Below are 13,487 nucleotides of genomic sequence, written 5' to 3'. Positions count from 1 at the left end.
GCGGTGGGCCGGCCGCCGCTAGCGGTTGGTCAGCGCCGGGTCGAGGTTCCGCGCCGCGGGCATGATCTGAGCGCCAGCCTTACGGCGGCGACGGGCGTCGCGGACCATCATCCGCACACCCTCGGTGAAACCGACGCTCGGCTGCCACCCGAGCAGGTCGCGCGCTCTTCTGGTGTCCAGCGACATGTTGCGAATCTCGCCTGCCCAGGGTAGCGGTTCGTAGCGGGGCGCCTGCGCGACGCCGGCGGCCTCCTGGACGGCCTGGTAGACCTCGTTGACGCTCAACTGCCGGCCGGAAGCGATGTTGACCATTCCCACGCCGTCGTGATGAGAGGCGATGGCCACCGCCTCGGCGACGTCGCTGACGTGGATGAAATCGCGGGTCTGCTTGCCGTCGTCGTAGATGACCACCTGACGCCCGTCGAGCAGACCTTCGGTCATCAGGGACACGACACCGCAGTCGCTGCCCCCCTGCCGAGGCCCGTAGACGTTGCTCAACACCATCGAGGTGTAGGCGAGGCCGTGCTGACGGCCGTACCAGTCGAGGTAGTGCACGGCGGTGGCCTTGCTGATCCCGTACGGGCCGACCGGGGCCATCGGATGGTCCTCGGCCACCGGCAGCTCGTCGACGGAGACGCTGCCGAAGACGGCGCTACTGGCGGCGTTGACCACCAGTCGCACGCCGCTACGGACGCACGCGTCGAGCACGTTCACGGTGCCGAACACGTTGACGTCGGCGTCGTACAACGGGGAGCGGCCGGCGGCGGGGACGCTGGGCTGCGCCGCGAGATGTACCACCACCTCCGGCTGCCACTCGTCGATGATCTTCACGCCCTCGGGGGTGCGGATGTCGGCGGAGAAGACGTCCGCCTCGGTCAACCCGCCGTACGCGGCGTCGGCCAGATTCTCGAGCCGACCGGTGGAGAAGTTGTCAAGCACCCGGACCTGACTGCCCATCAACATCAGCCGGGCGACCACGTGGCTGCCGACGAAGCCCGCACCTCCGGTCACCAGGACGCGTCGAGGCGCCAGGCTCGGAGACTGGTCGACACCAGCGGCATGGTCTGGAACATCCATTGTGGAGACTCCTTGGTTCGGCGAGCTTGTCGACCCGCTGCGGCAACCCGGGCAACCGCCGACGACCATAACCCACCAAACAGTTACGAAACGGACTTTTGGCTACACGATCTAGCGCGCTCGCGGATCCCGTACCAGAGAAGTTTTTTCTTTGCCATTTCGGTGGTTTTGGGTCTTTCATCCCTAATAGGTTGCTCCCGGGTGCTCATCCGGGTGCCCTTGAGCACCCGACGGGGGGAGGTCGCCGCGTTGAGGGAGACCTCACACACACCGCCGGTGCCCGGCGTTGCCGCGACGCCCGACGTCGACACGGCGATTCCGCACCAGGAAATCCCACCGCACCGCCCGCACGTCGCCGGACCGCTCGGGGGCAACGCCGGGTCGGACCCCGCCGGACGGCGGGTACGCGTGGTCGTGCTGGAGCCGAGCAACGTGGCACCGGTGCCGGACCGGCTCGACGACGAGTTCGACGTGGCGGTCCGACTTGCGGTACCTGCACGTGCCGATGATGTCGGGACGGTCCTGGCCCAGGTCCGACCCGGGCTCCTGCTACTCAAGCACTCGCTGGAAACCATCGACGAACGGCTCATGGCCACCTGCATGAGTTTCGGCGTGGAGATCATGGTGCTGGCCCGGCCCGTCTACGGGCTGCTGCGGGCACCCACCATGCGACGCTTCGGCGGGCTGCCCTGGATCCGCCTCCGTTCGGGGGCGGGCCGCCCCCGCGGCGAATGGCTCAAGCGGTTCTTCGACCTCGGCGTGATCCTGCTCAGCACCGTCGTGGTGGTCCCACTGATCCTCATCGTCGCCGCCGTCGTGTCGTTCACCGGCCCACCGTTCTACCTCCAGCAGCGCGTCGGGGCGGGCGGCCGGCTGTTCCGGGTGGTCAAGTTCCGCACCATGCAGGTCGGCGCCGAGAGCGTCACCGGCCCGGTCCTGGCGCAGCCGGACGACGCGCGGGTCACCCGGGTCGGACGCTGGCTGCGGCGGTCCCGGCTGGACGAGCTGCCCCAGCTCTGGAACGTCGTGCGCGGCGAGATGAGCCTCGTCGGGCCCCGACCGGAACGTCCGGAGTTCATCGCCGACTTCCAGCGGCTGCCCCACTACGACCTGCGGCACCTGATCCGCCCAGGGCTGACCGGGATCGCCCAACTCACCGGCGGATACGCGGCCACCGTCGAGGACAAGCTCCGCTGCGACCTGCTCTACCTGAACTGCCGTTCGATGCGGGTCGACCTGGCCCTGCTCCTGCTGACCGTCGTCGAACTGCTCCGGGGGTTCCCCCGTGGCTAGCCCAGCCAACACGGTCGACGCGCGGGTCACCCGCAACACCGCCAGCATGCTGGCTGCCCGGGTGGTCATGGCGCTCTGCGGGTTGATCTCGGTGCCGGTCATCTACGAGCACCTCGGGCCCCGCGAGTTCGGGGTGTGGGTCGTGCTGGCCGGCCTGCTGGCGATGGCTGCCCTGGTCGACCTCGGGCTCGGCTCCGCTCTGGTCCGTGAGGTGGCCCGAGCCGAGAGCGCGGCCGACCGGGACCTGGTGCGCCGGCTGCTGGGGCTGGGGCTGGGCTGGGCGGCACTACTCGGGCTCCTCACCCTGGGGGCGCTCGGCGTCGGCTGGCCGTGGCTCACCGCGCTGTTGCGCCTGGATGACCTGGCCGGCGAGGCCTGGCACGCCACCCTCTGGCTGGTCGTCGGCCTGGTGGCCGGCGCCGTCGAGCTGCCCTGGCGCGCCGTGCTGGAGGGTGGCCAGCGGTACGGGTCCCTCGCCGCGATCGGCGCGGGTAGCGCCGTGCTCGGCGCCGCGCTGGCCATCCTGGTCGTACGCCTCGGTGGCGGGCTCGCGGCCTTGGCCGCCTCCGCCGCGGCGACCGGCGCGCTCCGTACCCTGCTGCTCGCCGCGGCGACCCACCGGCGGCACCCCGAGCTGTCGCCGCGGTGGGGCCGGTTGGACCTGCGAGAGGTACGCCGGGTGGGCTCGTACGGCCTGCGGGTACAGGTGTCCAGCGGTGCCGGTGTGGTCAATGTGGAACTCGACCGTCTCGTCCTCGGCGGCGCCTTCGGTCCGGCCGTCGCCGGTGGTTTCGACCTGGGCACCCGGCTGCTCAACCTGCTCCGCCTGCCCCCGGGCTTCGCCCTCGTCGTGCTGTTCCCGGCGGCCGTCGCCCGCACGGTCGCCCGGGGCACGGGATGGCTGGACCGGTTCTATCTATCCGCCACCCGCTACCTCGCGCTGTTCCTCGCACCGGCAACCGCCGCCCTGATGGTCAGCGCCGACCCGTTGGTCCGGCTGTGGCTGGGGCACCAGGTCCCCTGGGCCGCGGCGAACATCGTCATCCTCGCGCCGGCCTACGCCATCAACCTGATCACCGGGGCGGCGACCATCGTCGCCCGCACCGAGGGCCGCCCCGGGCTGGAAACGCGCTACGTACTGCTCTCCGTCGTGCTCAACCTGGCACTGACGGTGCCGTTGCTGTGGTTGTGCGGCCCGCTCGGCGTACCGCTGTCGACCGCACTGGCGGTGGTGCTGAGCACCGGGTACTTCCTGGTCTACTTCCACTCGGCGACGGCCAGGCCGCTGCTCCCGCTGGCGCGGGCGATCTGGCCGCCGGTCGCGACGGCGGTCGCGGCGGGGCTGATCGGTGCCGCCGCCGGCCAGTACCTGCCGGACGGCCCGGGTCGGCTCGACGCCGCTGCGGCTGTGGCAACCCGGGCCGGCCTGACCCTGGTCGTCGCCGTCGCGCTGCTCGTCGTCGGCGGCCACGTCGGCGCGACCGACCGGACGCGACTGCACCGGCTGCTGCGCACGCCCGCCGCCGTCCTGTCACCAAGCGGCGGAGGCCAGCGATGAGCATCGACAGCCGGACTGCGCGGTGCGTGGTGTGTGGACCACGCGAAGCCCATCTACCCCGGCTGGGTGGACTGTTGCGCCGCTGCACGGCCTGCGGGTTCAGCTGGACGGCGCAGGCACAGACCGAGGCCGACGGGCGCTACGACGAGGACTACTTCGCCGCTGGCGGCTACGACGACTATTTCCGGGCCGAGCCACGCCGGTTCGAGGCGCGACGGCGGCTGCGCTGGCTGCTGTCCGCCGTCCGCCCCAAGGTCCTGCTCGAAGCCGGCCCCGCCGGCGGCTACTTCCTCGAAGCCGCCCACCACGCCGGCATCACCACCAGCGGCATCGAAGTCAGCGAAGCCGCCGCCCGCTTCGCCAACGAACACCTCCACATGCCCGTACGCCACGGCTACTTCGAAACCATCGCACCCACCCTCACCGCCGACACCGTCTGCGCCTTCCACGTCCTCGAACACGTCGAAGACCCCCGCGCCTTCCTCCACGCCGCCCACACCGCCCTGACCCCCAACGGCTGGCTCGCCCTCGAAGTACCCAACATCGCCTCCGCCGCCGCCCACCGCCTCGGCCGGGACTGGCCGGGCCTGCAACCGCGCTACCACCGCTGGCACTTCACCCCGGACACCCTCGTCCGGCTGGTGACCGCCGCCGGCTTCGAGGTGGTCCGGCAGGACACCGTGGTCTTCCGCTACTACATGCCGCTCGGGTACCGGCTGCGGCACGCACGACACCTGCTACCCGCCGACCTGATCGGTCTCCGCTCGCCGCGGCTGACCCACCCACGCCTCGGCGACCTGCTCCGAGTGATCGCTCGGATCCCTCCTACCGGACGGAGTTCCTGATGAAACTGGATCGGATCGAGCTGGTCCAGTGCCAGCTCTGCGGCCGCGCGGGTGGACATTCGTCGACCCTCGACGATCTGCTGTGGAGTTGTCCGGACTGCGGCTTCGTCTGGACGGCAGGCAGCGCCAAGCCGCCCGCGGAGCTCTACGACGAGGCCTACTACACCACCGACGGATACCAGGACTATTTCGCCTCCGCCGGTCAGCGCCGGTTCGAGGCGCGACGGCGGCTGCGCTGGCTGCTGTCCGCCGTCCGCCCCAAGGTCCTGCTCGAAGCCGGCCCCGCCGGCGGCTACTTCCTCGAAGCCGCCCACCACGCCGGCATCACCACCAGCGGCATCGAAGTCAGCGAAGCCGCCGCCCGCTTCGCCAACGAACACCTCCACATGCCCGTACGCCACGGCTACTTCGAAACCATCGCACCCACCCTCACCGCCGACACCGTCTGCGCCTTCCACGTCCTCGAACACGTCGAAGACCCCCGCGCCTTCCTCCACGCCGCCCACACCGCCCTGACCCCCAACGGCTGGCTCGCCCTCGAAGTACCCAACATCGCCTCCGCCGCCGCCCACCGCCTCGGCCGAGACTGGCCTGCGGTCGCCCCCGCGTACCATCGCTGGCACTTCACCCCGCAGACGCTGAGCCGGATGCTGATGGAGTCCGGATTCCGGGTGATCTCGCACGACACGGTGTTCTCCCGGTTCTACTGGCGGCCGATGGGCCGGCTGCGCAACGCGCGGGATCTGCTCGTCGCCGATCTTGCGGCCAGCCGCTCGCCGCGGGTGACCCACCCGCACCTCGGCGACCTGTTGCGGGTGTTCGCACGCCGCGACGACCGGGCGGTGTCGTGATGCGCGCGCCGCAACTCTCGGTGCTGCTGGTCAGCTGGAACACCCGCGAGCAGACCCGGCAGTGCCTGGAGTCGCTGGCCGCGACCGCCGACCCGGAGCTCGACTACGAGGTGGTGGCGGTCGACAACGGATCGGCCGACGGATCGGCCGACCTGCTCGCCCACCAGCCTCGGGTCCGGCTGATCCGCAACGAGCGCAACACCGGTTTCGCCGCCGCGGTGAACCAGGCGTACCGGCAGGCGACCGGGCAGTTGATCCTGCTGCTCAACAGCGACGTCCGGTTCCACCCGGGCGCGCTGTCCCGGATGATCGACCACCTTCGGGAGCGACCCGAGGCCGCCGGGGTCAGCCCGCTGTACCTCAACCCGGACGGCACCTTCCAACAGCACTACGTCCGGCTGCCCAGCTTCACGGCCACCATCGCGCTGGTCACCGCGTGGCGCAAACTGCCCGGATTCCGCCAGGCACTGCACACGTTCCAGATGCGCGGGGAGGACTTCAGCCGGCCCCGGCGGCTCGCGTCCGGTAGTTGCATGCTGCTGCGCCGGGACGTGCTCGAACCGCACCAGGTCTTCGACGAGACCTTCCCGATCTACTGGAACGACGCGGTCCTCGCCCGACGGCTCGGCCAGGCCGGGCACGAGCTGTGGATGATCCCGGACGCGGTGGTCACCCACAGCCGGGGCGCGTCCTGCCGCCTGCTCGGGCCGACCATCCGCTTCCGACACCTGCTGGGCAGCCTGGTCGAGTACCTGCGGTTGACCCAGCCGCGGCACCGGCTGGTGGTGTTCCGGGCCGCGCTGTTCGCGGACCACCTGGCCAAGCGGCTCTGCGGTCGACCGGTCCAGCTCGGCCTGACCGATCTGCGCGCGGCGCTGCGCGGTGATGTCGGCCCGCTGCCCGACGGCGACATCCGCGACTGGGTGGTGCTGTTCAGCCCGACGCGATGGTCCGCCGACGAACACCCTGCGGTACTGGCGCAGTTGGCACCCGGGCAACGCCTGCTCTTCGTCGACCCGCCGACGCGGCGTCCCCGCTGGCGGTCCAGGGTGACGCCAATCGGTTCCGCCGCCTGGCATGCCGTCGCGCCGACCGCGCTGCCGCTTGGCGACCGCTTGCCGCTGGTGAACTGGGTCAACCGCCGCATCGCGGCCAGTGCCCTGCGTGGCTGGTTGGACCGGCAGGCCGGGGCCCGGCTGCTGCGGCTCGACGACGAGCAGGCCCGCCCGGTGCTCGGCCGGCTCGGCGAGGACGAGCTGCTGCCCGCTGGAGTACGACCACAGCCTCTGGACCGGTCGAGCCGTGGCTGAACAGGGACCCCAGCAGAGCCTCGCCACGCTGCCGACGCCGGCGGCCGGCCCGCCCGTCGATGGTCGGGACTGGGTGGTGATCTTCAGCGGCACACCGTGGGCGAATGGCGCCCACCGGCAACACGCACTGGCCCGCGAGCTGACCGTGGACCACCGGGTGCTCTTCGTCGACCCGTCCGGGCACCTTCCCCGCTGGCGTCTTCAGGTCGAACTGGTGGCCGATGACCTCTGGCACACCGCCGGGCCGGCGCTGCTGCCGTTCGGCCGCCACCTGTCCCCGGCCAACCGGGTCAACCGCTGGCTGGCCGCGTTCCTGCTCCGCCGGTGGCTGCGGCGGCGGTCCGCCTCGGTACGGCTGCTCTGGTTGGACGAGGATCTGGCCGCGCCCGTCGCCACCCGGCTCGGCGAGGCCGCCGTCGTCTACGACGCCACCGACCTGGACTGGACGTTCACCCGCCGCTGGAATCGCCCGCACCTACGCCGAGCCCTGCGATCGGCCGTCGGTGCCGCCGACCTGGTGCTCGCCTCGTCCACCGCACTGCCGGAACGCATGCCCGTCTCCGACCCGCCACCGGTGGTGCTGCCCAACGGGTGCGATCCGGACCGCTTCTCCCCCGCCGGCCCGGTCGCGCCCTGGCTGACCGGGCTGCGCCGGCCCCGGATCGGCTACTGCGGCGCGGTGGACACCCGCGCCTTCGACGCGGAACTGGTCGCCGCGGTGGCCCGCGCGCACCCCGAGTGGACCTTCCTGCTGATCGGCCCGTCCACCCGGGCCGGCCGGGCTCCGTTGGTGAGGCTCGCCAACGTGGAGCTGGTCGACGCCGTGCGCTTCGTCGACGTCCCGAGCATCCTGCGGGCCTGCGACGTCACCATCATCCCCTACCGGGTGGGCGGGCTCGTGGACTACGTACACCCGAAGAAGTGCTACGAGTACCTGGCTCTCGGCAAGCCGGTCGTCGCGACGCCGCTGCCGGCCCTGCGGGCGCTGGCCGACACCATCCGGCTCGCCGGCGACGCGGAGAGCTTCGCCGCAGCGGTGAGCGACGCGCTCGACGAGGCCGGTGTGCCCCACGAGGCGGACCGCCGCCGGGAGCTGGCGACGAGGAACAGTTGGTCGGCTCGCGGTGTCGAGCTGCGCGCGCTGCTGGCGGGGTTGCCGCGATGAGAGTGCCGATCGTCACGCCCACGGTGCTGCTCGGCGGCGCCGGGCTGGGCACCCTGGTCACCCTGGTGACCGTGCTGCCCGGACCGCTCGGCCTGGCCGGTGCTGTCGGCCTGTTGAGCTGGGGCGTGTTCCTGCTCTGGCCCTGGGCTGTGCTGCCGGTCGGCATTCTCGGCGGTACGGTGCTGGGCGCGCTGCTCAGCGGCGGTGACGTACGGGGGTACATCGCCGTGCACGTCCTGCTGCTCGGCACGGGTGGTGCCGCGATGGCCGTCCGGCACTGGCTCGGGATCGAGAGACGCGCCGGGCGCACCGTCGCCGACCTCGGCATGCTGAGTCTGATCGGATTGACCGTCGTCGCGGCGGCCTACGGTCTGGCGGTCGGCAACCATCCGTCGGAGGTCCTGGTGGCGGCCTACCAGATCTCGACCATCCCGGTCTACTTCTTCGTCGCCACCCGCACCCTCACCACGGCCCGCCGGGTCCGTTCCGCCTCCATCCTGTACGTGGTGCTGGCGAGCGCCTTCACGGCCGTCGCGGTCACGGTGCCGGGCCGGCACGGCGGGCTCATCACGCTGCTCGCCATCCCGGCGTTGATCTGGATCGCCGGACGCGAACGAGGGTGGCGCCGCACCGCCAGTCTCCTGCTCGGCGCGTTCTTCGCCATCGACGTACTGCTCGCCTCGTACCGGGGGATCTGGCTGGCGGCCGCTCTCACCTTACTGATCATGCTGGTCCGCGGTGGCCGGGCGGTCCGGACCGGCCTGGCGGTCACCGCGGCCGCCGGGGTCGTGATGGCCGCGCTGCTCGCGCTACATCCGGGCGTACGGGAGCGGGCCTCGGAGGTCACCAAAGGGCTGGAGCAGTCCGCGGGCTACCGGGGCGCGGAGTCCACGGTGGGCCTCGACGTCTTCGCCGAACAGCCGTTGGTGGGCGCCGGACTCGGACAGACCACGCCGGACATCTACCTGTCGGGCTTCACCTTCACCGACGTGGGACCGGTCTACCACGCGTTCTACGTGACGGTGCTGGCCAACCTCGGCCTGGTCGGCCTGGCGCTGGTGCTCTGGCCGATCCTGCGTAGCGTCCGCGTCGGGCTGCGCGACCGGGACGGGATCGCGCTGCCGTTCGCGGCGCTGTCCTGCGGATTCCTGGCCGCCGCGCTGTTCGCCGCGCCGACCGACGGCCATTGGGAACTGGGGTTGCTGCCAGCGCTGACCCTGCTCACCGCCCAATGGGCCGGTGAGCCGCTCGGGCAGGCCGCACGGCCTCGGCCACGCCGAGTGCTCCTGCAACGGTTCGGGGTGGCGGCATGAGACGGGCCGACGCCACGGCTGTCGTGGTGACCCACAACTCCGAGCGGCAGATCGTCGCCGCCCTGACCGCGCTGCGACAGGCACAGCTGCCGGTGCGGTTGGTGGACAACGCCTCCACCGATGCGACGGTGGACCTCGTCCGGCGCCGCTTCCCGGAGGTCACGGTGCTGGTCAGCACGACCAACACCGGGTTCGCCACCGCCGTCAACCGGGCGGCAGCCGGCGTCGACACCGATGTCGTGCTCCTCGTCAACCCGGACTGCGTGGTGGCACCCAACACGGTCGCAGAGCTGGTCCGGGTCATCCGCAGCCGACCCTCGGTGGGCATCGTCGGGCCACGCCTCGTCGACGCGCAGGGCCGGATCGCGATCAGCGCACACCGGTTCGAGTCCCTCACCACGGTGCTGGCCAGTCGGTTCGGCGGGGCGCTGGTACCGGTCGGGCTGCGTCGGATGTTCAGTGGCCGGCAGCGCCGCGCGGCCTACGACGCTTGCGTAAGCGGTACAGAGCCGGCGGCGGTGGACTGGCTGTCCGGGGCCTGCCTGGCGGTACGTACGGACCTGTTCGTGGCAATCGGCGGGCTCGACGAGTGCTACTTCCTCTACTACGAGGACGAGGAGTTGTGCCTCCAGGCGGGCCGGCGTGGTGCCGAGGTGCTGTACGTCCCAGCGGTGACCGCGGTACACACCGGTGGCGCGAGCAGCTCGGACCCGGCCTGGATCTGGCCGCACCTGTACCGCAGCATGCTGCGGTTCTTCGCCCGCCACCGGCTCGGCAGCCTGCGCGCGGTACGCGGCGCGGTGCTGCTGCGGGCACTCATCGGGATCGGCCTGGCCGGGATACGCCTGCCCGTGCAGCCCCGGGCAGGGGCAGCCCGGCTGCGGGCCTGGACCCGCGTCGGCCGGATCGCGATCACTCCACGTGAGACGAGAGGAGGAGCGTGATGCACGTCCTGACAACGGTCGTCGGCAAGCGCACCGAACACTGGACCGACCTGTTCGACATCCTGTGCGAGCAGCCGGACGTCACCCTTACCGTGCTCGCCGCGGACGTGTCCCCGGTGACCCGACGGGAGCTGTCCCGGCTGGCCCGCGTACACCGTCGGCTGCGGTACCACGTCGTGCCGCACCTGCTCGGCGAATCCTTGACCGGGCACATGGCCTCGGTGCTGTTCCGCATCCCCGGTCAGCACGACGTGACCACGGCCCGCCCCGACATCCTGCACGTCATCGGCGAAGCCGCGTACCTAACCACCTGGCAGGCCCTGCGCCTGCGGCAGCGCTGCTGGGCCGGTGTGCCCACCAGCCTGTACGCCGCGCAGAACGTGGTGACGCGGTTTCCGGCGCCGTTCCCCCGGATCGAGCGACAGGCCTACCTGTCCGTCGACCACGCCTTCCCGATCACGCCAGCAGCGCTGAACGTGCTGCGGGTCAAGGGCTACCGGGGACCTGCCACCATCGTCCCGCTCGGCGTGGACACCCGCGCCTTCCAGCCGCTGCCGGCCACCGCGACCGGGAGCCCGTTCACCGTGGGATTCGTCGGCCGCTTCGAGCCACACAAGGGCGTGCACAATCTGCTACGCGCCGCCGAGCTGATCGACTGCGACGTGCTGTTGGTCGGTGACGGCAGCCTGAGCGACGACGTCGACCAGGCGGCGGCCCGGCGACCCGGCCGGGTGCTGCGGCACCGCTGGGTCGGACACGACGAACTGCCCGCCCTGCTCAACGAGATGCATGTGCTGGCGATGCCGTCTGTCGAGGTGGTACAGCGCAACACCGTGCCGTGGATCGGCATCCCGCTGCGCGAACAGTTCGGCCGGGTCCTGGTCGAGGCGATGGCCTGTGGCGTACCGGTCGTGGGCAGCGACGTCGGCGAGATCCCCCACGTGGTGGGTGACGCCGGCCTGATCTTCCCGGCCGGGGACGTACCCGCGCTGGCAGCCCGTCTCGCGCGACTACGTGACGAGCCCGCACTCACCGCCGAACTAGCGAGCCGGGGGTTGCGCCAGGCGAGTGCCGAATTCTCCTGGAACCGCATCGCCGACACCCTCTGCACAACCTGGCGCGGGCTCCGGTCCCCGACCCGGTACCTGCGCACACCGCCCGCCGAGGCCGGGCAACCCAACAGAGAGGCGATCGCCTGATGAGCGCGTCGATAGATGTCCAAGGCCTGCTCGGCGTCTCCTGGCGCCGAGTGGGCGTACCGCTGATCGGTCTGTGCACCGGTCTGGCCGCCGCCCAGGGTGTGACGCAGCTCCTTCCGGCCCGCTACGAGGCGCAGGCCTCAGTGCTGGTCACCGCCAACCCGACCGAGGAGGACCAACCGGCGGATCTGGGGCTGGCGCAGAACCTCACCCCCACCATCGCCCGGCTGGTCGGGTCCCGGGAGGTCGCGCTCCAGACGGCACGCACCCTGCGCCTGCCCGAACAGGCGGTGAGTGGCCACGTCAGCGGCGAGTTCGAACCCGGGCTCCAGATCATCGCCGTGCACGCCAACGCCCGTTCCGGGGCACAGGCCGCCGCCATCGCGAACGCGGCCACCGTCGCGGTCAGCGAGCAGCTGAGCCGACTGGACATGGGCGGCTCGACCAGCGTCACCGCCCGGGTGCTCGACACGGCCAGCGCGCCCGGCAAGCCAGCCTTCCCGAAGCCGCTCCTGAACGGCGTGCTCGGGGCTCTGGCCGGGCTACTGGCCGGTTGGGGCGCGTCGATCCTGCGCGAACGCTTCGACAGCCGGCTGCGCGACAGCGGCCAGATCGAGGCCCAGCTGGGTCTGCCGGTCATCGGGGTGCTCCCGAAGTTGCCCCGCCGGTTCGCGCGGCATCACGCCGTCGCGCTGTACCGCCGTACCGACGTCGCTGACGCGGTCCGTACCACGATCTCCACGCTCAGCGTGCTCACCGCGCCGCTGCCACATCGGCGGCTGCTGGTCACCAGCGCCCATGACGACGACGGCAAGGCCCTGGTGACCGCGCTGCTCGGGCTCGGCATGGCCGACGAGCACTGCCGGGCCACACTGGTGGACGGGGCGGTACGCGACCCGGTGCTGTCGGGCCACTTCCCGGACGCGCCGTACACCTGGCAGCAGGTGCTGACGGAGAAGTGCCCGCCGGTGCGGTTGCCCGAATTCCCCACCCTGACCGTGCTGCCGGCCGAGCCACGCGAGGGCGCTGACACAGAGGCCCTCAACGAACTGGGCGCGCTCCTCACCGCACTGGGCGAGGACGAGGACTGCGTGATCGTTCACGCGCCGCCGATCCTGGCGGGGCGGGAGATCGCGACGTTCGCCCAGCACGCGGACGGCGTGCTGCTGGTCGTTCGGGCGGGCTGGACGAACCTGCACGACAGCACCCGGGCCGCCCGGCTCGTTCAGCAGCTCGGGCTCCCGCTGGCGGGTGTCGTGGTGGTCGGCGCGGTGTCCGGACCCGATCACCGGCAGGGCAACGGGCAGCCCTCCGGGTCGGAACCGAACACGGTCCCGAACACCTCGTCCGTGCCGGGCACGAAGTCGGTCGCCCAGGGCGTGGTCATCCGGGAACTGGTCAGCGCCCTGATCGAGGATTCCTCGGGTACGCCTGGTCGGCACCGTCGAGCGAGCCGGGCCACCGACGATCCGGGCCACGGCACGACTGTCGACGCCGGGCCGCAGAGCGCCCAACCGACCGGCCGACCGGCGGCTCAGCCGGCGGCGGTCGAGGACAGCGTCACCCAGCCGATTCCGAGGGTGCCGACCGCCCAAGCCCGACCCGATCCGGTGCCGGACGACGTGGCCCAACCGAATCTGACCATCGAAGCGTCGCCGGTCCGGTCAGCCGCCGTCGAGGGCGTCCTCGTCCGGCCCCTGGCCCGGCCCGCACCGACCGGCAGACCGCCGGAGGTCGAGGTCGAGCAGCCGGAGCCTTTCGTCCACGCCACGACCTCCAGCCTGGAGGACCGTTGGCCGACCTTCGGGGAAGAGTTTCCGGCGGCTGGGCGGTCAGCCTCGGGGTGGCTTGGCACCGAGCCCGTCCTGCGCCGGGCGGTGCCCGCCGGCGGCGCTGGCGGCGCCGATGACTCCGAACACTGGAGCTGACCAA

Annotated in this window: 11 protein-coding genes; 10 read left to right on the top strand and 1 reads right to left on the bottom strand. The window is 71.7% G+C overall.

All coding sequences use genetic code 11. The features are described from left to right. Nucleotides 1-18: 18 nt before the first annotated feature. Nucleotides 19-1,077: a GDP-mannose 4,6-dehydratase gene (locus ACFQGL_RS13395; protein ID WP_377510821.1), complete on the bottom strand. Its 1,059-nt coding sequence runs from the start codon at nucleotides 1,075-1,077 to the stop codon at nucleotides 19-21. 249 nt (nucleotides 1,078-1,326) lie between these two features. On the opposite strand from ACFQGL_RS13395, the gene ACFQGL_RS13390 reads away from it, so the two are divergent. The 10 genes from ACFQGL_RS13390 to ACFQGL_RS13345 are packed head-to-tail and all read left to right on the top strand — an operon-like array spanning nucleotide 1,327 to nucleotide 13,483. After that, on the top strand, nucleotides 1,327-2,370 hold the full coding sequence (locus tag ACFQGL_RS13390) for a sugar transferase (protein ID WP_377510818.1): 1,044 nt from the start codon (nucleotides 1,327-1,329) through the stop codon (nucleotides 2,368-2,370). Further along, on the top strand, nucleotides 2,363-3,928 hold the full coding sequence (locus ACFQGL_RS13385) for a lipopolysaccharide biosynthesis protein (protein ID WP_377510815.1): 1,566 nt from the start codon (nucleotides 2,363-2,365) through the stop codon (nucleotides 3,926-3,928). Before ACFQGL_RS13390 ends, ACFQGL_RS13385 begins: the two co-directional genes overlap by 8 nt. After that, nucleotides 3,925-4,773 (top strand): class I SAM-dependent methyltransferase, encoded by an 849-nt coding sequence (locus tag ACFQGL_RS13380; protein WP_377510812.1) that lies wholly within the window; start codon nucleotides 3,925-3,927, stop codon nucleotides 4,771-4,773. Before ACFQGL_RS13385 ends, ACFQGL_RS13380 begins: the two co-directional genes overlap by 4 nt. Further along, entirely contained in the window at nucleotides 4,773-5,624 is an 852-nt protein-coding gene (locus ACFQGL_RS13375; protein WP_377510810.1) for a class I SAM-dependent methyltransferase, read from the top strand. The genes ACFQGL_RS13380 and ACFQGL_RS13375 overlap by 1 nt, the downstream gene beginning before the upstream one ends. After that, entirely contained in the window at nucleotides 5,624-6,934 is a 1,311-nt protein-coding gene (locus ACFQGL_RS13370; protein WP_377510807.1) for a glycosyltransferase family 2 protein, read from the top strand. Before ACFQGL_RS13375 ends, ACFQGL_RS13370 begins: the two co-directional genes overlap by 1 nt. After that, nucleotides 6,927-8,099 carry a glycosyltransferase gene (locus tag ACFQGL_RS13365; protein ID WP_377510804.1) on the top strand — a complete coding sequence of 391 codons (1,173 nt, stop codon included), beginning with the start codon at nucleotides 6,927-6,929 and terminating at the stop codon, nucleotides 8,097-8,099. Before ACFQGL_RS13370 ends, ACFQGL_RS13365 begins: the two co-directional genes overlap by 8 nt. Further along, nucleotides 8,096-9,412, top strand: a complete 1,317-nt coding sequence (locus ACFQGL_RS13360) for an O-antigen ligase family protein (RefSeq protein WP_377510801.1) — start codon at nucleotides 8,096-8,098, stop codon at nucleotides 9,410-9,412. Before ACFQGL_RS13365 ends, ACFQGL_RS13360 begins: the two co-directional genes overlap by 4 nt. Further along, on the top strand, nucleotides 9,409-10,356 hold the full coding sequence (locus tag ACFQGL_RS13355; protein ID WP_377510798.1) for a glycosyltransferase family 2 protein: 948 nt from the start codon (nucleotides 9,409-9,411) through the stop codon (nucleotides 10,354-10,356). The genes ACFQGL_RS13360 and ACFQGL_RS13355 overlap by 4 nt, the downstream gene beginning before the upstream one ends. Next, nucleotides 10,356-11,555 (top strand): glycosyltransferase family 4 protein, encoded by a 1,200-nt coding sequence (locus tag ACFQGL_RS13350; protein ID WP_377510795.1) that lies wholly within the window; start codon nucleotides 10,356-10,358, stop codon nucleotides 11,553-11,555. Before ACFQGL_RS13355 ends, ACFQGL_RS13350 begins: the two co-directional genes overlap by 1 nt. Further along, nucleotides 11,555-13,483 carry a hypothetical protein gene (locus tag ACFQGL_RS13345; RefSeq protein WP_377510792.1) on the top strand — a complete coding sequence of 643 codons (1,929 nt, stop codon included), beginning with the start codon at nucleotides 11,555-11,557 and terminating at the stop codon, nucleotides 13,481-13,483. The genes ACFQGL_RS13350 and ACFQGL_RS13345 overlap by 1 nt, the downstream gene beginning before the upstream one ends. Nucleotides 13,484-13,487 lie beyond the last annotated feature (4 nt).

The sequence above is a fragment of the Micromonospora vulcania genome, assembly GCF_042658605.1.
Lineage (GTDB): Bacteria > Actinomycetota > Actinomycetes > Mycobacteriales > Micromonosporaceae > Micromonospora > Micromonospora vulcania.
Note: the sequence above shows the minus strand (reverse complement) of the source record. Positions and strands in the feature narration are given on the sequence as shown.

Excerpts from the sequence above, each read along its gene's own strand:
- ACFQGL_RS13395 (WP_377510821.1), bottom strand. The coding sequence starts at position 1,077 with ATGGATGTTCCAGACCATGCCGCTGGTGTCGACCAGTCTCCGAGCCTG.
- ACFQGL_RS13380 (WP_377510812.1), top strand. The coding sequence starts at position 3,925 with ATGAGCATCGACAGCCGGACTGCGCGGTGCGTGGTGTGTGGACCACGC.
- ACFQGL_RS13375 (WP_377510810.1), top strand. The coding sequence starts at position 4,773 with ATGAAACTGGATCGGATCGAGCTGGTCCAGTGCCAGCTCTGCGGCCGC.
- ACFQGL_RS13370 (WP_377510807.1), top strand. The coding sequence starts at position 5,624 with ATGCGCGCGCCGCAACTCTCGGTGCTGCTGGTCAGCTGGAACACCCGC.
- ACFQGL_RS13360 (WP_377510801.1), top strand. The coding sequence starts at position 8,096 with ATGAGAGTGCCGATCGTCACGCCCACGGTGCTGCTCGGCGGCGCCGGG.
- ACFQGL_RS13355 (WP_377510798.1), top strand. The coding sequence starts at position 9,409 with ATGAGACGGGCCGACGCCACGGCTGTCGTGGTGACCCACAACTCCGAG.
- ACFQGL_RS13350 (WP_377510795.1), top strand. The coding sequence starts at position 10,356 with ATGCACGTCCTGACAACGGTCGTCGGCAAGCGCACCGAACACTGGACC.
- ACFQGL_RS13345 (WP_377510792.1), top strand. The coding sequence starts at position 11,555 with ATGAGCGCGTCGATAGATGTCCAAGGCCTGCTCGGCGTCTCCTGGCGC.